Raw genomic sequence first — 21,775 nt, 5'->3', positions numbered from 1 at the left:
TTGCGGCAGCTTGGCATCTCGAATAACACGGCTTGGCCGCGCTGCCAAAGCGTGAGACAAGCGGGCATGGCGGCCATGAGCAACGAGACACAGCTGCGTGAGGATATCTGTCGCTTCGGACGATCCCTGTTCGAACGCGGACTAACGCCGGGCTCCTCCGGCAATATCAGCATCAAGATGCACGATGGCGGATGGCTGGTGACGCCCACCAACGCCTCGCTCGGTTTCCTCGACCCGGCGCGCCTGTCGCGGCTGGATGGACGGGGGCGCCTACTCTCGGGCGATGCGCCGACCAAGGAAGTTCCGCTGCACACAGCCCTCTACGACACGCGCGAAAGCGCGCGCGCGATCGTGCATCTGCATTCGACCCATTCGGTCGCGCTCTCGATGCTCCCGGAGATCGACCCGCGCGCCGCGCTGCCGCCGATGACGGCCTATTATCTGATGAAATGCGGCGCCACCGCGCTCGTGCCCTATTACCGCCCCGGCGACCCCGCAGTCGCGGACGCGATCAAGGGGCTGGCGGGGAAATACTCATCCGTGCTGCTCGCCAATCATGGCCCGGTGGTATCCGGCGACACGCTGGAAGCGGCGGTGTTCGCGACGGAGGAACTGGAGGAGACGGCGAAGCTGTATCTGCTGCTGCGCGGGCTGAACCCGCGGTATCTGTCGCCGGAGCAGGTGACGGATCTGGTGAAGGTGTTCGGGGTGACGCTGCCGGAGCATGGGCACGAGCATTAGCGGCGCGCGGTCATGGGCGGGATAAGTCGTCCACATTCACCGCTGTCCTTCCCCGCGACCCGGCTACGCCAAGGCTTCGCCGGGGTTCAGGTCCAGGGGCGCCGAAGCTTTAGCGAAGGCGGCAGGCGGGGAATCCAGTACGCCGCGGCTTCACCGTATTCCACCGACGTCTCGGATTACTGGATCGCCCGCCTTCGCGGGCGATGACACCGAGAGTGTCGCACGCGCCTGCCCAACACTCAGCCTACAGTCCCAGATACGCCTTGCGCACGTCCGGGTTGCCCTTGATCTCGGCCGCGGCCCCCTGCATCAGCACGCGGCCGGTTTGCAGGATGTAGGCGCGGTCGGCGATCTCGAGGCACTCGGCCATGCGCTGCTCGACAATCAGGACGGTCATCCCGGCGTCGCGGATGCGTGTGACGGCCTGAAAAATCTCGTCGACCAGTTTTGGCATGATGCCCTGCGAGGGCTCGTCGAGCATCAACAGCCGCGGGCGCGTCATCAGCGCACGGCCGATCGCGAGCATCTGCTGCTCGCCGCCGCTTAGCGTCTCGGCGCGCTGCTCGAGGCGTTCCGCGAGGCGTGGAAACAGTGTGAAAACGAGGTCGAGCGGCTCTTCGCGGTTCGCCTCGCCGCGGTAAAGATAGCTGCCGAGGCGGAGATTGTCGCGCACCGACAGGCGCGGAAACAGGCGGCGGTTCTCCGGCACATAGGCGATGCCGGTGGCCGTGATGTGATGCTGCGCCATGCCGTCGAGGCGCTTGCCGTCGAACGTCACCGTGCCCGAACGCGGGCGCTCGGCGCCGGCGATGGATTTCAACAGCGTCGACTTGCCCGCGCCGTTGGCACCGGCGACGCAGACGATCTCGCCCTTGGCGACTTCAATGCTGATCGCGGAGATCGCGACCAGGCCCTGATAGGCGGTCGTGACTTCATGCACCGACAGCATGGCGATCTCCCAGATATGCGCTGATCACCTTGGGATCGCGGACGACGTCGTTGGGCTTGCCCTCGACCAGCACCTTGCCGAGGTCGAGCACGATGGCGCGATCGACCAGCGGCATCACGATCTCCATGACATGCTCGACCATCAGCACGGTGACGCCGGTGTCGCGGACCTTGCGCACCAGGGCGACGCCGGTCTGCGCCTCTGTCGGCGTCAGGCCGGTGAGGACTTCGTCGAGCAGCAGAAGTTTCGGTTCTGTTGCAAGCGCGCGCGCGACTTCGAGGCGGCGTTTTTCGGCGGGCACGAGGTCGCTCGCGAGCACGTTGGCGCGCGCGGCAAGGCCGGTGAATTCGAGCACCTCATGCGCCTTGCGGCGCGCCTCGCGCATCACGGTGTTGCGCACGAGGGCGCCGACGATGACGTTGTCGATGACCGTCATGGTCTCAAAGCTCTTGACCACCTGGAAGGTGCGCCCCACGCCGCGCTGACAACGTTCCGCCGCCGGCAGGGTGGTCACATCCTCCCCGTCGAAGATGATCGAGCCCTGCGTCGGCGGCAGCACGCCGGCGATCAGGTTGAACAGCGTCGACTTGCCGGCGCCGTTGGGGCCGATCAGGCCGACGATCTCGCCGCGGCCGACCGAGATCGAGACGTCGCTGTTGGCGACCAGGCCGCCGAAGCGTTGCCAGACGCCACGGGTTTCAAGGAGCGGGGTCATCGTGTGGCTCCCTTGCGGCGCGAGAACAGCCCGATCAGACCTTCCGGCCGCGCCAGCGCGATCACGATGATCAGCATGCCATAGACGATGAGATCGACGCCGCGGCCGGAGCCGCCGATATAGGAGCGCGTCAGCTCGGTGAGCGGAATCAGGATCACCGCGCCGAGCAGCGGCCCCCACAGCGTGCCGATGCCGCCCAGCACCGCCGGCAACGCCATCAGCAGCGAGAACTGGAAGCCCATGACGCTTCCGGGATCGATATAGGAAACATACATGGCATAGAAGCTACCGCCGACCGCGACCAGGAAGGCAGAGACAGCCGCAGCACCCATCTTGGAATCGAACACGACCACGCCGAGGCTCTGGGCTGCATCGGGATTGTCCTTCACCGCGCGCCACCAATAGCCCCATTTCGAATCTTCCAGCCACCACGTGACGAACCAGGCGATGCAGGCGAGCGCCAGCGCAAAATAGAAGTACGGCAGCTTGCTGCGGGCGAACTGGAATTTCAGCCAGCTGTCGCCGCGCACGGGCATCTCGATGCCGAGGGCCGCACCCGCCCATTCCCAGTTCTGGATCAGCAGCAAGCCGATCTCAGCGATCACGATGGTGGCGATCGCAAAGTAGTGGCCACCAAGGCGGAAGCAGGGATAGCCGAGCGCCATCGCGATCAAGGCCGAGATGACGCCGCCGGCGAGCATACCGAACCAGGGCGGCACGCCGAACTTCGTGAACAAGAGCGTGGTGGTATAGGCGCCCAAACCGAAATAGAGGGCATGCCCGAGCGATATCTGCCCGCAATAGCCCGAAAGGATGTTCCAGCTCTGCGACAGAGCCCCGAACATCAGCGTCAAAATCATGATGTTCTGGACGTTCGGATTCTTGACGAACAACGGCACGAGCGCCGCGGCGACCGCAAGGCAAGCCGCAACGAGGAGTTCGCGGCGACGCCGCTCTGTGAAGCTCTTGTCCATCTCACATCGATCCGAACAGGCCGCGTGGCCGGATGAAGACCACGAGGAGATAGACGGCATAGATGCCGACCGACTTCAATGATGGCGGCAGCACAAGCGCGGTGGTGGCCTCGACGAGACCGACGATGATGCCGCCGGCAAAGGCGCCGAACACGCTGCCGAAGCCGCCGAGCGCCACCGTGACATAGGCGATCAGCGCAAAGGAGGCCCCGACGTCGGGATAGATGTAGAAGAAGCTCGCCATGATCGCGCCGGCGAGGCCGACCAGTGCGGCGCCCAGGCCCCAGCCGAGCGCGAACACGCGGTTCTTGTCGATCCCGACCAGCGCCACCGCACCGGGATCTTCACGGGTCGCCTCCAGGGCGCGGCCGAAATCCGTGCGGTTGATGAAGAGGTAGAGCCCTCCGAACGCCGCTATCGCGACCAGCGCGCCGAAGAGCTGCGGCTGAGGCAGGAAGATGCCGGCGATCGATACCGTCTTGCCGCCGAGCCATGACTGGGGGACGCTGCGATAGTCGGCCGTGAAGAACAGCTGCGCCAAGCCGCGCATCACGATCGCGAGGCCAAAGGTTGCGAAGATCTGCACCATGCCGACATTGGCCTTGGCACGCATCGCAAACCTTACGACCACGAGATAGACCACTGCCCCGAGCACGAACAAGGCCGCGGCGGCCAGGGGCGCGGAGAGCAGCGGATCGATCGCGAAGAATGTGAACAGGAAGAACGTCACATACATCGCGATCATCAGGAATTCGCCATGGGCGAAATTGACGACGTCCATCAGGCCGAAGATCAACGCCAGGCCAACGGCGATCAGTCCGTAGAGCAGCCCCATCAGGAGGCCGCTCGCCAGGCTTTGGATAATGGTCTCGGCTGTCACGTTGCTTCGTCCCCCGCCCGCAACCTGGTCGCTTTACTTCATCGGCCAGATCGCATCGGCAACCGCCGCCTGCGACGGGAAGATGGTGACGAACTTGCCGCCGACATATTGCAGCAGCACCGGATCGGCGTCGTTGTTCTGACCCATGTCGTCGAACTTGACACGCTTCCAGGGCATGATGGTCTGCTCGCCCGGTATGTCGGTTGCGGCCATCGCGTCCCGGATCTTCTCGCCGTCGGTCGACTTGGCGCGGTTGATGGCGTCTGCAATCACGATCATCGCCATGAATTGCCGCGACGTGTTGTCGTTAAGGTCCTTGCCCGACTTCGCCTTGAACAGGTCGTTGATCTTGCCGACCATCGGCCGCTTGGCGGCGAGATCGAGCGAGAAGCTACCGCGGGTGATCGCGCCTTCGAGCTTGTCGCCGACCGCGTCGTAAAGCGCCTTTTCGGAGAAGCCTGCGGCCTGCGCCACGATCGCCTTCGGCTTGTAGCCGAGCTCGGCCATGGTCTTGACCAGCAGGATGCCGTCGGTGGTGTAGCTCGAGGGCATCAGCACGTCGGCATTGGCCGCCTTGAGCTGCTGTACCTCGGCCGAAAGCGACGGCGAGTTGGCACGGTACTTGATGTCGGAAACGATCTTGTAGCCGCGCTCGGCCGCGAGCTTGGTCTGCGCGTTGGCGGAATCGGTGCCGAAGATCGTATCTTCGTGGAACAGCGCCAGCGTGTCGGCCTTGGCGCCCTTCTTCTTCATCGCATCGAGGAAATCGAACATCCCGGCCGAGAACATCTCGTCATGCGGCGAGGCGCGGAAATAATACTTCAGGCCGCGGCGATGCAGGCTCGGCGAGGAGTTGTCCGCCGACAGGAACGGAGTCTGGTAACGTTCGCAGATCTGACTGATCGTGACTGCGACCGCGCTTTGATAGGAACCGAGGATGGCGCAGACCTTTTCCTGCGTGATCAGGCGCTCGGCTTCGGCACGCCCCTTTTGCGGGTCGCCCTGGGTGTCGGCGTAGACGATACGGATCTTGGCACCGCCGAGGCCGGGCAAGCCTAAGCCCTTTGCGAGCGGAAGGTCGAAGTCTTGATCGTTATTGATGATATCGACCGCGGTCTCGAACGCCCGTTGCGCATCAACGCCCACCTGGGCGCCTGAGCCCGACAACGGATAGGTGGCGCCGATCACCACTTCGCTGGTTTGCGCACGCGCGGCTAGCGGCATCAGCGCGGCAGTGGCGGCGGCTCCGAGCAGAACGTCGCGGCGGGTGATCGTCATTGGCAAAGTCCCCTGTTATTCGAATTTTTCGCGTATCGAATGAAACGATTGGCAAACAGCGTAAAGCCTGAAGAAGCAGCAAATGCTGCCCGCTAAATCACGGCCATGGTCCTGTTCTTCAGATCCGTCACCAGCATCAAGCCGGGCGAATGCGTGATCGCGAACGGTAGCTTGGCGGCGTTGATGACCGATTGCGGCGTGACGCCGCAGGCCCAGAACACCGGGATCTCGTCATCGGCGACCGGTACCGGATCACCGTAATCGGGCTTGGCGATGTCCTTGATGCCGATCAGATGCGGATGGCCGAGATGCACGGGCGCGCCGTGGACGGCCGGATAGCGCGAGGTGATCTGCACCGCGCGGATCGCGTCCGCCGGCTTGAACGGACGCATCGACACCACCATGGGACCGGCGAAGGGACCGGCCTCGCCGCAGGCGATGTTGGTGCGATACATCGGCACGCGCACATTATGCTCGATGTGGCGGATCGGCATGCCCTCGCCGAGCAGCGCCTCTTCGAACGAGAAGGAGCAGCCGAGCACGAAGGTCACGAGATCGTCGCGCCAGTACTTGCTCACGTCGGTCGGCTCGTCGACGACTTCGCCGTCGCGCCAGACGCGGTAGCGCGGCACGTCGGTGCGGATGTCGAGATCGGCACCGAGCGCGGGGATGTGCGGGCTGCCGACATCGGACATGCCGATGATCGGGCACGGTTTCGGATTGAGCTGGCAAAAGCGGTGAAAGGCGCTGGCGTATTCCGCGGGCAGGATCGCCAGATTGCCCTGGACGAAGCCGGGGGCAACGCCCGCGGTGGAACCGACCTGCCCGCCGCGATAGGCGAGCCGCGCCTGGCGGCTTGGGAGGGTGTCGGATGTTCCAGTTTGCTGCGCTGCCACCAAAACAGTCATGTAATCGACCTGCCTATAAACTCGACAAAGACAAGCCAACACCAAGCGTGCTATAAAGTCTAATCGTCGTTTCTAATCAATCTCGATAAAATCAGTTTATCGATCGGGAAAATTCTTCCAATGCTGGACTTCAGGTCGATCGAGACGTTCCTCTGGGTTGTGAAGCTTGGCAGCTTCCGCGGCGCCGCGGCGCGGCTCAATACGACACAGCCGGCGATCTCCCAGCGCATCGCACAGCTCGAGCGCGAGATGGGCGTGAAGCTCCTCAACCGCGACCACCGCGTGGCCTCGCCGACACCGAGCGGCCGGCAGATGATGGTCTATGCGGAAAAGCTGATCGGCCTGCGCGCCCAGATGATGGCCGAGGTCGGCGACCGCTCGGCGATGCGCGGCGTGATGCGGCTCGGCGTCGCCGAGACCATCGTGCACACCTGGCTGCCGCGCCTCGTGAAGAGCATGAATCAGGTCTATCCCAACCTGTCGTTGGAGATCGAGGTCGACATCACGCCAAACCTCACCGCGCGGCTGCTTGCGCAGGAGATCGAGCTTGCTTTCGTCGTCGGTCCGCTCTCGGCCTCCGGAGTGCACAATCGCGTCCTCGCCGACTATCCGATCGGCTTTCTCGCAAGCCCCTCGCTCGGCCTCGGCCATGGACCGGTAACGCGGGCTGAGCTCGCGCGGTTTCCGATCATTACCTTCCCGCGGAAGACGCGGCCCTACGAGGTCGTGCGCGAAGTGTTCGACCGGCCGGAGCTGCCGCCGATCCGGCTGCACGCCTCCGCCTCGCTTGCGACCGTCATCCACATGGCGGTCGAGGGCCTCGGCATCGCCGTGATCCCCGACGCCATCGTCGAGAACGAGCTCGCAGACGGGCGGCTGCAACTGCTCGACACCGATCTCGAAATCGCGCCGCTGACATTCACCGCGAGCTGGCTCGCCTCGCCCGACGTCGTGGCGGTGGAGCGCGTCGCAGAGCTTGCATGTCAGATTGCGCAGAGCAGCCTCGCAGTTGACGCGCCCGCGCCGGCGGGTCATTGAAACAGGCGCCGGACAACTGAGAGACTGACCGCATGAGCCGAGCCGCCACCAATTTGCAAATCGATTCCGCCCGCCTTTGGGGCTCCATCCATGAGACCGCGAAGTTCGGCGCGACGGCCAAGGGCGGCGTACGGCGGCTGACGCTGAGCACGGAGGACAAGCAGGTGCGCGACTGGTTCCGCAAGGCCTGCGAGGACGCCGGCCTCGAAGTGCACACCGATACGCTCGGTTCACAGTTCGGTCTGCGCAAGGGCCGCGACATGTCGAAGCTGCCGGTCGGCATCGGCTCGCATCTCGACACGCAGCCGACCGGAGGCAAGTATGACGGCATTTTGGGAACGCTCGGTGCGCTCGAAGTCATCCGCACGCTGAACGATGCCGGCATCGAGACCGAGGCGCCGATCTGCGTCGTCAACTGGACCAACGAAGAGGGCTCGCGCTTCGCTCCCGCGATGATGGCCTCCGCGGCCTATGTCGGCGACTTCACCACTGATGACATCCTGTCGCGCAAGGACGTCGAAGGCATGACCGTTGGCCAGGCACTCGACGGCATCGGTTATCGCGGCGACAAGCCGGTCGGCTTCCAGAAGCTCGGCTGCTTCGTCGAGTTGCACATCGAGCAGGGGCCGATCCTGGAAGCTGAGAGCAAGACCATCGGCGTGGTCGATTCCGGCCAGGGCGTGCTCTGGTACGACGGCAAGATCTCCGGCTTCGAGAGCCATGCGGGATCGACGCCGATGCCGTTGCGGCGCGACGCACTGGCGACCCTCTCGGAGATCGTGCTGGCTATGGAGGCCATTGCGAAGAAGCACGGGCCGAAGGCGGTCGGCACCATCGGCGAAGCCGTCATTGCAAACCCCTCGCGCAACGTCATTCCCGGCGAGATCGCCTTCACGATGGATTGCCGCAGTGCGGATGGCGCAATCATGGACGCGCTCGATCGCGATTTGCGCGCGGCCATCTCGGAGATCGCCGCGCGCCGAAAGGTCGAGGTCAAGATCGACCTGGTCTGGCGCAAGCCGCCGACGCATTTCGATCCCAAGTTGATTGCAGCCGTCGAGAACGCGGCGAAGACGCTCGGCTATTCCTCTCGCCGCATCACCTCCGGCGCCGGCCACGACGCGTGCAACCTCAACACCGTCATGCCAGCCGCAATGGTGTTCGTGCCCTGCAAGGACGGCATCAGCCACAACGAGCTGGAAGACGCCACGCAGCCCGACTGCGCCGCGGGCACCAACGTACTCATGCACACAGTGCTGGCGATCGCCGGCGTCGCCTCCTGACTGGACAGAGCCATGCGCGGAGTTTTCGTCGACGCCAATGAAGCCCTCGCCGTGATCATGGAGCGGTTGGAAAAACCTGATGATCCCAAGGTGCGGATCCACAGGGATCCTGACATCAAGCCCGAGCATTATCCGGAAATCCTCGACGGCGCCGAGATCGCGATCGTCGACCACACCGCGCTGCCGACCGATGTCGCAAAGAAGTGCGCGGGGCTGAAGCATGTCGTATTCCTCGGCACCGGCGCACGCAGTTACATGAACCCGGAGGAGCTTGGCCAGCTCGGCATCTCCGTACACCTGATCAAGGGCTATGGTGACACGGCGGTCGCGGAATCCGCGATTGCGCTGATGTGGGCTTCGGCCCGCGTCATCGCGATGATGGACCGCGAGATGCGCGGCGGAAACTGGCTGCGCGAAGACGGCATGCAGCTCACCGGCAAGACGCTCGGCCTGATCGGCTTCGGCGGCATTGCCGCGGAGGTCGCGCGCATTGCTTCCGGCAGCGGCATGAAGGTGATCGCCTGGAACCGCTCGCCGAAGAGCCACCCGGGTGTGGAATTCGCCGATCTCGACACGGTGCTCGCCAGAGCAGACGTCGTGTCGTTGCATCTGCTGCTCAACGACGAGACGCGCGGCATGATCACCCGCGAGAAGATTGCGAAGATGAAGCCCGGCGTCATCCTCATTAATACCGCGCGTGCCGCCGTCGTCGACGAGGCCGCCATGATCGACGCGCTGAGGTCGGGCCACATCCGCCATGCCGGCCTCGACGTCTTCAACATCGAGCCATTGCCCGGCGATCATCCGCTGACAAAACTGCCGAACGTAACGTTGTCGGCGCATTCGGCGTTCCGCACGCCCGAGGCGAGCGAGAACCTGATTGAAGCGGCATGGGTCCATTGCCGCCGGATCGTGAAAGGATAAGAGCAACAGCAATGGCCGACTATCGCACCATCAAGGCAGAGCCGCTTACCAACGTCGTCCGCGCCATCGTCAAGGCCGGCGGCTCCACTGACCGCGAGGCCGAGCTCGTATCCACCAATCTGGTCGAGGCCAACCTTAAGGGACACGACTCGCACGGCGTCGGCATGATCCCGCGCTATGTCCAGAGCGTCACCACGGGCGGCCTCGCCGTGAACCAGCACGTCAAGATCGTGCTCGACACCGGTCCGCTTCTCACCCTCGACGGCCTCACCGGCTACGGCCAAGTGATCGGCCATGAAGCGATGGAGCTGGCAGCCGAGCGCGCCAAGCGCAACGGCGTGTGTCTCGTCGGCCTCTCGAACTCGCACCATATCGGCCGCATCGGCCACTGGGCCGAGCAGTGCATCGACCACGGGCTGGTCTCGATCCACTTCGTCAACGTGATTTCGCGTCCGATCGTGGCCCCCTGGGGCGGCAGCGATGGGCGCCACGGCACCAACCCGTTCTGCGTCGGCATCCCGCGCAGGCGCAAGGACCCCATCGTGCTCGACTTCGCCACCAGCAGGATCGCGCAGGGCAAGACCCGCGTCGCCCACAACAAAGGCGTCGAACTCGAGCCCGGCACCATCATCGACAATGAAGGCAAGCCCACCGTCAATCCGCGTTACACCGTGATCCCGCCGCACGGCGCCATCCTGCCGTTCGGCGAGCACAAGGGTTCGGGACTGGCGCTGGTGTGCGAAATCCTCGGCGGCGCGCTCTCCGGCGGGCAGGCGGTCAAGGGCCCGTCCGACGGCAAGCACAACGTCCTCAACGGCATGCTCTCGATCATCATCGATCCGACCAAGCTCGGCACCGCGGAGAATCTCGCGCGCGAAGTGGAAAGCTTCGTCGCCTGGCACACCGACTCGCCGCCGGCCCCAGGCGTCGACAAGGTGAGGATCGCCGGCGATCCCGAGCGCGAGACGAAGACGAAGCGCCTGGCTGAAGGCATTCCGGTCGATCCGACCACCTGGCAGGAGATTCTGGAGGCCGGGAAGAAGTTCGGTCTGGATCAGGCCGCGATCGAGGCGATCGCGCGCTGATCAGGGGCGACGAGTTACTGACAATCGTCGTCCGGACAAGCGCAGCGAAGCGGAGCGCTGATCCCGACCCATAACCACAGGGAGTGCACCAGAGGCCTAGACGTCGTGGTCCCGTTCGGCAATCGACGTTGGCAGCGTGGCCGCCTCGCCTGCCGGAAAACCATAACGCTCCAACAGCCGCGAACTGCAGGTGACGTTCATTCCTAGATCGAGCGACAAGATCATCGCTTCACAACTTTTCTTGCCCAGGTCCCGGTAAGCCTCAAACTGATCGGGATCGAAGAACTGGTCGACAGTGCTCTGGTGCGGAAATTCTGGATTGGCGGCCTTGTAGCCGTCAGTCGCAAACGCAAGGCCCGTGACCATGGTCGACTTGATGTAGATCAGCACGCCTCGCTTGCTGGGTTTGGTGGACCGCTTCCCGGGTATTGCGGTCACGGCGGGGTAACGAATCTCAGCGACGACGAAAGGAGACCTGGCCAATCGCGCACCGCTTGGGTAGCGGTCGCTGTCCTTTCCGAGCAGTTGTTCTGGTCCGCGCGAGTCGAGAAAACCAACCGAAACTCCAAAATCCTCTTTGATGCGGTTGGTTGAAGACACGAGCGCGGCAAGACTTATGTTGCTGTCCTGTTCGGCATCGACGACCAGGATCAGATCCAGTCGTCGCCGGATCAGTTCGTAGAGTCCCAAGTTCTCGAAATGGCCCCCATCCGAGAGCTCGAGAAACGGTGCGTCTCGGTGGTGGCCATATCCAAATATCCCGCAAGTCAGCACCGGATTGAAATAGGTGGCCACCTTGGTCCTGAAGCGCGCCAGACGGCGCTCGTCGTGCGCCGGCGAGGTAGGGTCAGTTGCAGGTGCCATTCTTGCGGTGGCCTTCGGATTCCCGACCCACAGACCCAGTCTGATGTTGAGCAGGGACATGACGGCGGAGACGAAACGATCCCGCGTCAACCCGGTCCCGATATACCCTGCATTCGCATTGGCGGCCGCACCGGAAACCGCCATGGCCGACGCCAGCGTGAGCGCGCCGTGGTGACTGACGTAATCCCTTGTCCGCATCCAACCGGTTGCTGATGATCCGACGAAAGCAGGGGAGATGAGAAAATTGTCGCCGCCCCGAAGCGCTACTTTCGGGTCGAGTTCGTCATTGATCAGGATGGCATGCGCGTTGACGAGGTGATACGGCCTGTCTCCGCGCTCCACCGAGTCCTGCACGATATCGGCAACCGAGAGATTGTCCGCCACGTCCGACTCCCGCGCCGTTCCCTTTTCAACGGCGTTTGCCATTGGCAGAAACGTCTCCATCAATCGATCTCGATAAAAACGATGAAGCCCCGTCGCATTGACGCTGCCGAAGAAGCCGATCAACACTGCGAGCGCGACGAGCGGCAGGAAGAAGAGGATCACGAGCTTGCGCCGCCAAGGCGTCTCGCCGTCGCTGGATTCGATCTGCGCGGGAGCGGCCGCCGTGTCATCGCCGGCTGCCAATCTTCGAAAAGCCGTGGATGCGGCTTGAGATGCAATCCGGGCCGCCTTGGATATCTCCTCGCCGGCGGAAGACACTTCCTGGCGAACTGCAGATGCTGCCGGACGGACGGGGTCAAAACCGACGCTTTCGGCGAAGATCCCACCAGCCAGCACGAACGAAAACAGCAGAAGACCGGACAAGAACAGGATCGATCCGGCTATAGCGAAGACCTGCCCCGCCATGCCGGGCAGGATGCTCTTGGCCTTCAGATAGTACCCATACAGCGCCGTACCGACTCCGCTCAGCAGCGTTACGGCACCACCAATGGGCCCGAGAGCACCGAGACTGCCGAACGACGCTCCCGTCGCAGGCTTCAGGTTGGATACGATCCACGGAAGCGCGCCAATGTAAAGTGAAGCGATCGCAATGGGCAGCAGCTTGCTCGACTGCTTCTCGAAGCTGCGCCTTAAAAAATATCCGGCGTTGTCTGGTCCCAAGAACTCGGCGATCGCCAGCATGAAAAACGCAAGGCTGGCGAGGGACAGCACTAAAATCTCAACGGCCATCGGCGGCTGGACTCTGTCCAACGAGGTGTAGATCCACGCGGTCAGGGTGGACGACGCGATTGCGATGACCAGATAGAGTAGCGTTGGCCGGTACCTGCGACGGGACGTTGCGCCTGGATTCGATGAGTCGAGCTGAAAACGGCTAAGAAACGAGAAGACGACGACACCGGCAAGAAACGCCAGGACCAGCGAACCTGCAAGCATCAACGGCGCGACGTAAGACGGCCGACACTGGTACGATTTGAAAATGCCTCGCGCTACCGAGCCGACCTGGATGCACCGCTGGTACGCCTCTGGCCCTACGAAGAAGAAATCGACGACCTCGAAGATTCCGAAAGCCAGAACGAGAAGCGGTAACCATACCGTCAAACTCAACAGGATGGTGCGCACAACGGCGATAATCAGGCCAGCAAAACCGATCCCATCTCCCGACGTGAGATAAGAGCCGTGGTTGCGCAAGAACTCCAGATTTCCGGCGGCCCTGACGCCGGGATCCCTAGGGTCCTTTGCCGGGCCGGGAGCTTGATCCTCCTGGAAGGGAAAGTCGCGAGCGTCAGCCCCGAAGCGCAACGGCGGCGCCGTCGGGCTCGGTGACAGGATATTCTCCTCGTCCACGCGCTTCTTGCACCAGAACCAAGATAGTGCAGACCCGATATACCCGCCGCCCGACACGGTCGACAGATAATGAAACTGCTTGAGCAAGCCGCGCTCGGCGAGCGCCTGAAGCACCCCCAACGACACAGTGGCCGCGCGGATGCCACCTCCGGAGAGCGCGAGACCCGCCCGAAACGATGGCGCTCCCTTGGGCCACGCTCCCTTGGGCCAGAGGAACAGCCCTTCGGCCTCGAGCATAGCCTCTTCCGAGAACAATGGAGAATGCCCCAGCTTGCCGCTGTCGGCTTTTGACTCGACAGCGGCCTCCGCGCCTTCAGTCATCGAACAGCCTCTCTGCCCGATTCAGCGGGGCCATTCCCACGACTGCTCCGCGGCCCGAAACAGACCAACGCGCCGCTCGAGGTCTTGATGCGAAGGAGCGTGCCCGGCCTCACGGTCGCGTTGAACGTGACGCATGCGAGACCACTCCTATCCGAGGTGTATCGCTTCATCTCGACTTTTCGCTCGGACATCGAACTTGCGTAGGCGGGCGTGACCCCGAATTGAGCAAAGAACTGGCTGTTCTGTCCCTTGGCAACAACCCTGTCATCGAAAGAGAACTGGGACCGATTGCTTTGCCAATGCCCGGTGAAATAGGAGTCGGTCGTGTCATCGTCGGAGCCCTTGCAGCCCTGGACGCGTGCCGCATAGCTCACATGAAAGGACGACAGCAATGGTCCGTCGAGGCCCTTCGCGCTGTAGCTGTAGTCGTGATAGTCGTCGTACGATCTTCCCTTCACGGATCCCCCGCTGAACTGAGGATAGGATTCGCATTTCTCGACCGGCTTGTAGGCGTCGCGGGCCAGCGTCACGCGATCACTGCGAGCAACCCCGGAGGCGCGGACAGCCGTCTTGATCACGAGGATGCCGCGTCGAAAGGTCGTCAACTCGGGCTCACGCGCCACATAGGCGAAGGTCACCTCGCGCGGGCGCCCATCCCTCAAGGTCGGACTGAGTTCGTCGATCGGCCTCCAGCTGCCGTTCAAACTCACGAGCCAGGCGCCATCCGGCATGGCGTCGAGGCCTGCGATATCGCACCCCCCGAGCACTGCGCCCGAGGACGTCCCCAGGGCCAAAACGGAGACAAAAAGCGCCTTCCAACTCCACATGACCAATCCTCCTTCCGCGATATTGATTGGAAAAATACGATTCCGCCGACGGGCACTTCCGCAGACCAACGTCTGCTCGCTGCGTCAACGGCCCTCAAACGCTCCTTTCACTGACAGAGCCGGTAGCGTCCGACCACACTACAACTATAAAACGAATATTTTTCAAGGAAAAGATCTAGTCTAATGAAACGAAGCCGTCGCCACGAAAGGCGACGGCTCCGTCTAACGCGGCCGAAACCGGCCGGGTCGCCTCCTAATGCAAACATCAGGGGCAGTATGTCGCAACCCGTTCGGATCGCACTGGCAGACTAACCCACCATCTCCGCTACCGCCTTGCCGCAGGCGGTCGTGTCGGCATTGCCGCCGAGATCCTTGGTGCGGAGCGTGCGCTCCGCCAGCGTGCGCTCGATCGCATCGACCATCGACTTGCCGGCTTCCTTCTCGCCGAGATGCTCGAGCATCATCGCGCCCGACCAGATTGCGCCGATCGGATTGGCGATGCCCTGGCCCGCGATATCGGGCGCCGAGCCGTGCACCGGCTCGAACACCGACGGGAAATTGCCCTCGGGGTTGATGTTGCCTGACGGTGCGATGCCGATGGTGCCGGTGCAGGCGGGGCCGAGATCGGAGAGGATGTCGCCGAACAAATTGGAGCCGACCACGACGTCGAACCAGTCCGGATGCAGCACGAAGTTCGCCGTCAAAATGTCGATGTGGTACTTGTCCCACTTCACGCCCGGAAACTTCTTGGCCATCGCCTCCACGCGCTCGTCCCAGTAGGGCATGGTGATGGAGATGCCGTTCGACTTGGTCGCCGAGGTCAGGTGCTTCTTCGGCCGCGACTGCGCGAGCTCGAATGCGAACTTCAGAATGCGATCGACGCCGATGCGGGTCATCACCGTCTGCTGCGTCACGAACTCGCGGTCGGTGTCCGGGAACATGCGGCCGCCGACGGAGGAATATTCGCCTTCGGTGTTCTCGCGCACCACCCAGAAATCGATGTCGCCGGGCTTGCGGTTTGCCAGCGGCGACGGCACGCCCGGCATCAGCCGCACCGGGCGCAAATTCACATACTGATCGAACTCGCGGCGGAATTTGATCAGCGAACCCCAGAGCGAGACATGATCCGGTATCTTGGCAGGCCAGCCGACCGCGCCGAAGTAGATGGCATCGTGCTTGCCGATCTTTTCCTTCCAGTCATCAGGCATCATCTGGCCGTGCTTCTCGTAATAGTCCCAGGACGAGAAGTCGAAATGGTCGAAATGCAGGGACACCCCGTGCTTCTTCGCCGCTGCCTCCAGAACGCGCAGGCCTTCCGGCATCACTTCCTTGCCGATGCCGTCGCCGGGAATAACTGCGATCCGGTATTGTTTCTTGCTCATCGAGAACGTCCTTGGTTGGTCCGGCAGCCGCCGCCTTTTTGACCGCACTGCAATGGACCAAACGCGGCGGCAGTGCAACGCTGCACTGCAATGTTGACCGTGGCGCGGCCGACCGCCTACTGATTTTATCCTGTTCCTATCCCGCGAGTAATTCCGATGGATCTGCATCTGCGTGGCAAGCGCGTCCTGATCACGGGCGCGTCCAAGGGCATCGGCGCAGCCGCGGCCGAAGCGTTCGCCGAGGAAGGCGCTCATCTCCTGCTCGCTGCCCGCAATGGCGAGCAGCTCAAGGCGCTGGCTGAGCGCTTGCGCTCCGCGCACCAGATCGATGCCACGACGAGCATCGTCGACCTGCGCAAGGCCGAGGATTTGGCGCGGCTCGCCAAGGAAGCCGCCGACATCGACGTGCTCGTCAACAATGCCGGCGACATTCCCGGCGGGTCCATCGACAAGATCGACGAGGCGACCTGGCGGCACGCATGGGAATTGAAAGTGTTCGGCTACATCAACCTGACGCGGCAGATATACGCGCAGATGAAGGCGAAGGGCGGTGGCGTCATCGTCAACGACATCGGCGCGGCCGGCGAGAAATTTGACGCCAACTATATCTGCGGCAGCGCGGGCAATGCCGCGCTGATGGCTTTCACCCGCGCGCTCGGGGGCAAGAGCCTTGCCGACAACGTTCGCGTGGTCGGCATCAATCCCGGTCCGGTCGGCACCGACCGTCACGTGACGCTGCTGAAGACACGGGCAAAGCACCAGTTCGGCGACGAGAACCGCTACAAGGAATTCCAGAACAGCCTGCCGCTCGGCAGGCCCGCGCATGCGCGCGAGATCGGCGATCTCATGGCGTTCCTGGCGTCGGATCGCGCCGGCTATACGTCGGGTGTCATTTATACGGTGGACGGCGGCATCAGTGCGGGATGGGGTTGATTGTCTCGTCCTGCCGCCACCCAACACGCCGTCGCTGCGAGCGCAGCGAAACAATCCAGAGATCACCCCGCGGCGACAGACAGGATTGCTTCGCTACGCTCGCAATGACGACACAATAAGCACGGGAGTAGAATAATTGTCTCAGGACCTCATCCGCGAAACCGCTTGCGCCGTCGTCGACAAGCTGCGGTCTGGCGACGTCTCGCCGCTGGAGCTCTTGGATGTGCTGGAAAAGCGCATCAGTGAAGTCGATGGCAAGGTCAATGCGCTGCCGACGCTGTGCTTCGATCGCGCGCGGGATAGCGCAAAGGCGCTGATGCAGAAGCCGGCCGGTGCGCGTGGATTGCTCGCAGGCCTGCCGGTGCCGATCAAGGATTTGACCGATGTTGCAGGCGTGCTGAACACGCAGGGATCGCCGATCTTCAAGAACAATATCCCTGCGAAGTCCGACCTCATGGTCGAGCACCTCGAGGCGAACGGCGCAGTCGTCTACGCAAAATCCAACACGCCGGAATTCGGCGCGGGCGCCAACACCTTTAACGAGGTATTCGGCGCGACCCTCAATCCCTGGGATACGACGAAATCCGCAGCCGGCTCCTCCGGCGGCGCGGCGGTGGCGCTCGCGACCGGCATGGCCTGGCTCGCACAGGGCTCGGACATGGGCGGCAGCTTGCGCAGCCCCGCGAGCTTCTGCGGAATCGTCGGCATGCGGCCGAGCATCGGCCGCGTCGCGCACACGCCGAAAGCCGGCATCGACCGCAATCTCGGCGTGCAGGGCCCGATGGCACGCAACGTCGAAGACCTCGCGCTGCTCTTGGATGCCATGAGCGGCGATTATGCCGCCGACCCGCTGTCATTACCGGCGCCCTTGACCTCGTTTCTCTCGGCGGCGCAGTCAGGCAAGAAGCCGAAGCGCATCGCCTATTCCGCTGATCTCGGCATCACCCCGGTCGATCCTGAAGTCAAGGCGATCACGCGCGGGGCAGCGCAACGCTTTGCCGAAGCCGGCGTCATCGTCGAGGAGGCGCATCCGGATTGGCGCGAGGCGCATGAGTGCTTCCACGTGCTGCGCGCGTTCGATTTCGCGATCAGCAAGGCGCAGCTGCTGCGCACCAAACGCGACCAGCTCAAGCCCGAGGTGATCTGGAATATCGAGGAAGGCCTCAAGCTCACGGTCGAGCAGCTCGAACGCGCCGGAGCACAGCGCGTCGGCATGACCGCGCGCGCGATCGAGTTCTTCCAGACCTACGATTTGCTGCTGGTGCCGACCACGATCGTGCCGCCCTTCCCGATCGGGCATCGCTATGTCGCCGAATGCGCGGGCAAGAGGTTCGAGAACTATGTCGAATGGCTCGGCATCGTCTACGCCATCACGCTCGCCTGCTGCCCGTCGCTGTCGCTGCCGTGCGGCTTCACCGCATCGGGCCTGCCGGTCGGTGTGCAGGTCGTCGGCGCACCTCGCGCGGATGCGGACGTGATCGCCGGCGCAAAGACGCTGGAGGATATTTTGGGCGTGCGCGGCACGACGCCGATTGATCCGCGGGTGAAGAACTAGCCTCTCGTGCCCCGGACGCAGCGCAGCGCTTCTTCAGCGGTACGCTGCACCTGGTCCGGGACAAGCAATCGTCACCGCCCGCTCGTCGCCTCCAAACTCCGGCTGTAGCGCGACATCGCGAAGCAGAACGCAAAGTAGATTGCGGCGATGAAGATGTAGACCTCGACCGAGAACTGCTGCCAGGCCGGATCGATGATCGCGGTCTTGGCGGTGGTGAGCAGGTCGAAGATGCCGATGATGAGAACGAGGCTGGTGTCCTTGAAGAAGGCAATGAAGGTGTTGACCAGCGGCGGGATGACGTGGCGGATCGCCTGCGGCAGGACGATCAGCCGGTTCTTGCGCCAGTAGGACAGGCCGAGCGCGTCGGCGGCCTCGTATTGCCCGCGGGGCACGGCCTGGAGGCCGCCACGGATGACTTCGGCAAGATACGCGCCTGCGAACAGGATGATCGCGACCTGCGCGCGCAGGAGCTTGTCGATGTTGAATCCGTTCGGCATGAACAGCGGAAACATCACGCTCGCCATGAACAGCAGACTGACCAGCGGCACGCCGCGGATCAATTCGACATAGAGCACCGAGAGCGAACGGATCGCCGGCAGCTTCGAGCGCCGGCCGAGCGCGACGAGGATACCGAACGGGAAGCCGAAAGCCAGACCGAAGGTCGCCAGGATCAGCGTCACCGGCAAGCCGCCCCAACGGTCCTGCGAGACGAACGACAAGCCGAACACGCCGCCCCACATCAGCACGCTGATCAGCGCGAGCGCTCCGATCCAGAGATAGGCGAGTTCGCGCCGCCACAGGGCGCGGCGGGTGGAGAGATAGAACAGCGCGATGAACAGCAGCACCGCGAGCGCCGGCCGCCACTGCTCGTCGAACGGATAGGTGCCGAACAGGATGAAGCGATATTTTTCGGGGATGATCGCCCAGCAGGCGCCAACGCCGCGCACGGCGCGGCAGGCGCTGGAGTCGTTGGCCGGCGTCAGCCAGACCGCATTCACAAGGCCCCACTGCACGAAGCTGAAGATGCCCTTTGCGAGCACCGCCAGCAACACGACCGACAGGATGCCGTTCGGGATCGACGAGAACAAATTGGCGCGCAGCCAGCGCAGCACCGGGTTGCCAATTTGCGGGCGGCGGGCGGCGCGCGGTGCTTCCGGAATATCAGCGATCGCCGTCATGGTCAGCGCTCCACCAGCGCGATGCGCGAATTGTACCAATTCATGAAAAAGCTGATGCCGAGGCTGATCGTGAGAAACACCGCCATGATCAAAGCAATAGCCTCGATCGCCTGGCCAGTCTGGTTCAGCGTCGTGTTGGCGATCGAGACCACGTCCTGATAGCCGATCGCCACCGCGAGCGAAGAGTTCTTGGTCAGGTTGAGGTACTGGCTCGTCATCGGTGGCACGATGACGCGCAGCGCCTGTGGCAGGATGATCTGCCGCAGCATGAAGCTGCGGCGCAGTCCGAGCGCATTGGCGGCATCCCACTGGCCGCGCGGCACCGACTGGATGCCGCTGCGCACGATCTCGGCGATGAAGGCCGAGGTGTAGGTGACCAGCGCGATCAGCAGCGCGAAATATTCCGGCGCGAGCGTCAGCCCGCCGACGAAGTTGAAGCCGCGCAACTCAGGCCATTCGATCGTCCAGGACACGCCGAGCAGCACGGACACGAGCGCCGGGACCACAACAATGAGACCAACCGCAAAAGGCCAGGCCGGCCGCGGCTTGCCGTCACGCATTTGCTGCGCGATAAGCCTCCGCCAGACGACATAGAACACGACAAGCCCGAGCACTGCTGTGCCGAGCACCCAAAGATGCGGCGTCCCGATTGGAATCGCCGGCAGGATCAACCCGCGATTGGACAGGAACACGCCCTCGATCGGCCGCCATGCCGCGCGCGCGGCCGGCAGCGCTTGCATCAGCACGTACCAGAACAGGAGCTGGAGCAGCAGCGGGATGTCGCGGAGCGTTTCGACATACACCGCGGCGAGCCGCGACAGCAGCCAGTTGGCCGACAGCCGCGAGATGCCGATCACCGTGCCCAGGATGGTCGCAAGCACGATACCGATCACCGCGACGCGCAGGGTGTTGGCGATACCGACGGCGAAGGCCCAGAGGTATGAGTCTCTTGGATTGTAGGCGAGCAGGCTGTCGGCGATGGGCATGCCAGCCTCACGGCCGAGGAAGGCAAAACCGGTCGTGATGCGGCGCGCGGAGAGATTGGTGACCGTGTTGGACCAGAGGAAGACGATGACCGCGACTGCGATCCCGACCACCAGGACCTGCCAGAACAGGCCTTTCAGCTCGCGTCGTCCGAAAGCGCCGAAGAAGCGGCGGCGCGGCGGCGATCTCGGAGCGTCTGACGTCACAGCACAAAAAATCCTTCTCAAGACGGCGATTTCCGGCGGCGCACGTCAACTGTTGCACCAAACTCTACTTCGTGCAACAAATGTTTCATGGCCGAGCCCGCGAAATCCTCGCCGCTGAGCGAACTGCGCATTGCATTGCCGTCGCTCCCGATGCGGTTGCAGGAGGTCGGGCGTTTCGTCGCAGCCAACGATTACGACGCCACCACCCGTTCGATGCGCGATCTCGCAGCGGTTGCCGGCGCCGATCCCGCCGCGTTCACGCGGCTTGCGAAAGCGATCGGCTATTCGGGCTGGGACGAATTGCGTGCGGCGCTGACGGAGGCGCGGCGGCCGTTGCAGATAGCGCCCTTCTCCGGCCGCGCCAAAAACCGCCGCCACGGCCCGCATGCCGATATTGCGCTCGTCACGGACAAGCTCGAGGCCGAGGCCGCCGGCCTTCCGCGCATTCCGGCGCGGCCGATTGCGGAGGCGGCGCGCGCGCTCCACGATGCCAAGCGGATCTGGATCACAGGTTATCGAAGCTGCCGCAGCGTGGCGGAACTACTGAACTACGAATTGCGGCTGTTCCGTCCTGAACAGGTGCAGCTCGTCGGCGCGTCCGGCCCTGATGATCTCGATCTCGGCGCGTTCCGACCCGGCGAAGCCGTCATCGTCATCGGCTTCATGCCCTACACCCATGCGAGCGTTCGGGTCGCGCAGGCCGCCTATCGTGCCGGCGCGGCCCTGATCGCGATCGCAGATAGCCTCTCGGCGCCGATGGCCGAAGGCGCCGACCACGTGCTGCTGTTCGAGGCGGCGTCCTCTCCCGGCTTTTTCCCGAGCCTCACTGGCGCGATCGCGATCGCGCAATCGCTCGCCGCCGTGACGTTTTCGCTCGGCGGCACGGCCGCGAAGAAGCGCCTGGAGAATACCGAGGCGCGGCTGGCCGCGGCCTCGACTTACGTTTCAGAGAAAGGTTGACC

General features: G+C 63.5%; 19 protein-coding genes. 8 read left to right on the top strand and 11 right to left on the bottom strand.

Annotated elements, in window-relative coordinates; translation table 11 throughout:
- Positions 1-75 precede the first annotated feature (75 nt).
- The gene (gene otnC, locus QCM77_RS12675; protein ID WP_462804316.1) at positions 76-741 is read left to right on the top strand and encodes a 3-oxo-tetronate 4-phosphate decarboxylase; all 666 of its coding nucleotides are present in this window, start codon (positions 76-78) and stop codon (positions 739-741) included.
- Positions 742-985: 244 nt separating this feature from the next.
- On the opposite strand, the gene QCM77_RS12670 is transcribed toward otnC, so the two are convergent.
- The 6 genes from QCM77_RS12670 to QCM77_RS12645 form a co-directional block, all read right to left on the bottom strand.
- Positions 986-1,690: an ABC transporter ATP-binding protein gene (locus QCM77_RS12670; RefSeq protein ID WP_279665509.1), complete on the bottom strand. Its 705-nt coding sequence runs from the start codon at positions 1,688-1,690 to the stop codon at positions 986-988.
- On the bottom strand, positions 1,674-2,405 hold the full coding sequence (locus QCM77_RS12665) for an ABC transporter ATP-binding protein (RefSeq protein WP_279665507.1): 732 nt from the start codon (positions 2,403-2,405) through the stop codon (positions 1,674-1,676). The genes QCM77_RS12670 and QCM77_RS12665 overlap by 17 nt, the downstream gene beginning before the upstream one ends.
- A complete protein-coding gene (locus tag QCM77_RS12660) occupies positions 2,402-3,379 on the bottom strand; it encodes a branched-chain amino acid ABC transporter permease (protein ID WP_279665505.1) in 978 nt (325 codons plus the stop codon). Before QCM77_RS12660 ends, QCM77_RS12665 begins: the two co-directional genes overlap by 4 nt.
- Before the next feature lies 1 nt (position 3,380).
- Positions 3,381-4,259: a branched-chain amino acid ABC transporter permease gene (locus QCM77_RS12655; RefSeq protein ID WP_279665504.1), complete on the bottom strand. Its 879-nt coding sequence runs from the start codon at positions 4,257-4,259 to the stop codon at positions 3,381-3,383.
- 33 nt (positions 4,260-4,292) lie between these two features.
- On the bottom strand, positions 4,293-5,537 hold the full coding sequence (locus tag QCM77_RS12650; RefSeq protein WP_279665502.1) for an ABC transporter substrate-binding protein: 1,245 nt from the start codon (positions 5,535-5,537) through the stop codon (positions 4,293-4,295).
- Positions 5,538-5,629: 92 nt separating this feature from the next.
- The gene (locus QCM77_RS12645) at positions 5,630-6,445 is read right to left on the bottom strand and encodes a putative hydro-lyase (protein WP_279665501.1); all 816 of its coding nucleotides are present in this window, start codon (positions 6,443-6,445) and stop codon (positions 5,630-5,632) included.
- Positions 6,446-6,565: 120 nt separating this feature from the next.
- Here QCM77_RS12645 and QCM77_RS12640 point away from each other — a divergent pair, with 120 nt between their 5' ends.
- The 4 genes from QCM77_RS12640 to QCM77_RS12625 are packed head-to-tail and all read left to right on the top strand — an operon-like array spanning position 6,566 to position 10,775.
- Positions 6,566-7,483 (top strand): LysR family transcriptional regulator, encoded by a 918-nt coding sequence (locus QCM77_RS12640; protein WP_279665500.1) that lies wholly within the window; start codon positions 6,566-6,568, stop codon positions 7,481-7,483.
- A 32-nt stretch (positions 7,484-7,515) separates the two neighbouring features.
- Positions 7,516-8,766 carry a Zn-dependent hydrolase gene (locus QCM77_RS12635; RefSeq protein WP_279665498.1) on the top strand — a complete coding sequence of 417 codons (1,251 nt, stop codon included), beginning with the start codon at positions 7,516-7,518 and terminating at the stop codon, positions 8,764-8,766.
- Positions 8,767-8,778: 12 nt separating this feature from the next.
- Entirely contained in the window at positions 8,779-9,690 is a 912-nt protein-coding gene (locus tag QCM77_RS12630) for an NAD(P)-dependent oxidoreductase (protein ID WP_279683846.1), read from the top strand.
- Between the two features lie 11 nt (positions 9,691-9,701).
- Positions 9,702-10,775: a malate/lactate/ureidoglycolate dehydrogenase gene (locus tag QCM77_RS12625; protein WP_279665496.1), complete on the top strand. Its 1,074-nt coding sequence runs from the start codon at positions 9,702-9,704 to the stop codon at positions 10,773-10,775.
- Positions 10,776-10,871: 96 nt separating this feature from the next.
- Here QCM77_RS12625 and QCM77_RS12620 read toward each other — a convergent pair whose 3' ends face one another.
- From QCM77_RS12620 to QCM77_RS12610, 3 genes are all read right to left on the bottom strand, one after another.
- Positions 10,872-13,748 (bottom strand): patatin-like phospholipase family protein, encoded by a 2,877-nt coding sequence (locus tag QCM77_RS12620; RefSeq protein WP_279683844.1) that lies wholly within the window; start codon positions 13,746-13,748, stop codon positions 10,872-10,874.
- Entirely contained in the window at positions 13,745-14,479 is a 735-nt protein-coding gene (locus QCM77_RS12615) for a hypothetical protein (protein WP_279683842.1), read from the bottom strand. The genes QCM77_RS12620 and QCM77_RS12615 overlap by 4 nt, the downstream gene beginning before the upstream one ends.
- A gap of 404 nt (positions 14,480-14,883) precedes the next feature.
- Positions 14,884-15,957 (bottom strand): tartrate dehydrogenase, encoded by a 1,074-nt coding sequence (locus tag QCM77_RS12610; RefSeq protein WP_279665490.1) that lies wholly within the window; start codon positions 15,955-15,957, stop codon positions 14,884-14,886.
- A gap of 156 nt (positions 15,958-16,113) precedes the next feature.
- Between QCM77_RS12610 and QCM77_RS12605 the strand changes: the two genes are divergently transcribed.
- Both QCM77_RS12605 and QCM77_RS12600 read left to right on the top strand, forming a co-directional pair.
- Positions 16,114-16,890, top strand: a complete 777-nt coding sequence (locus QCM77_RS12605) for an SDR family oxidoreductase (RefSeq protein ID WP_279665489.1) — start codon at positions 16,114-16,116, stop codon at positions 16,888-16,890.
- A gap of 136 nt (positions 16,891-17,026) precedes the next feature.
- On the top strand, positions 17,027-18,445 hold the full coding sequence (locus QCM77_RS12600; protein WP_279665488.1) for an amidase: 1,419 nt from the start codon (positions 17,027-17,029) through the stop codon (positions 18,443-18,445).
- 71 nt (positions 18,446-18,516) lie between these two features.
- On the opposite strand, the gene QCM77_RS12595 is transcribed toward QCM77_RS12600, so the two are convergent.
- Together QCM77_RS12595 and QCM77_RS12590 are read right to left on the bottom strand one after the other, a co-directional pair.
- Entirely contained in the window at positions 18,517-19,623 is a 1,107-nt protein-coding gene (locus tag QCM77_RS12595) for an amino acid ABC transporter permease (RefSeq protein ID WP_279665487.1), read from the bottom strand.
- Between the two features lie 2 nt (positions 19,624-19,625).
- Complete coding sequence (locus QCM77_RS12590; protein ID WP_279665486.1) at positions 19,626-20,813, bottom strand: amino acid ABC transporter permease; 1,188 nt, start codon at positions 20,811-20,813, stop codon at positions 19,626-19,628.
- A gap of 87 nt (positions 20,814-20,900) precedes the next feature.
- On the opposite strand from QCM77_RS12590, the gene QCM77_RS12585 reads away from it, so the two are divergent.
- Positions 20,901-21,773: a MurR/RpiR family transcriptional regulator gene (locus QCM77_RS12585; RefSeq protein ID WP_279665485.1), complete on the top strand. Its 873-nt coding sequence runs from the start codon at positions 20,901-20,903 to the stop codon at positions 21,771-21,773.
- The last annotated feature ends 2 nt before the right edge of the window (positions 21,774-21,775 follow it).

Origin of the sequence: Bradyrhizobium nivariense, assembly GCF_029846695.2 — a bacterium.
Classification (GTDB): Bacteria; Pseudomonadota; Alphaproteobacteria; order Rhizobiales; family Xanthobacteraceae; genus Bradyrhizobium.
This window is presented reverse-complemented; position numbering and strand designations above follow the sequence as displayed.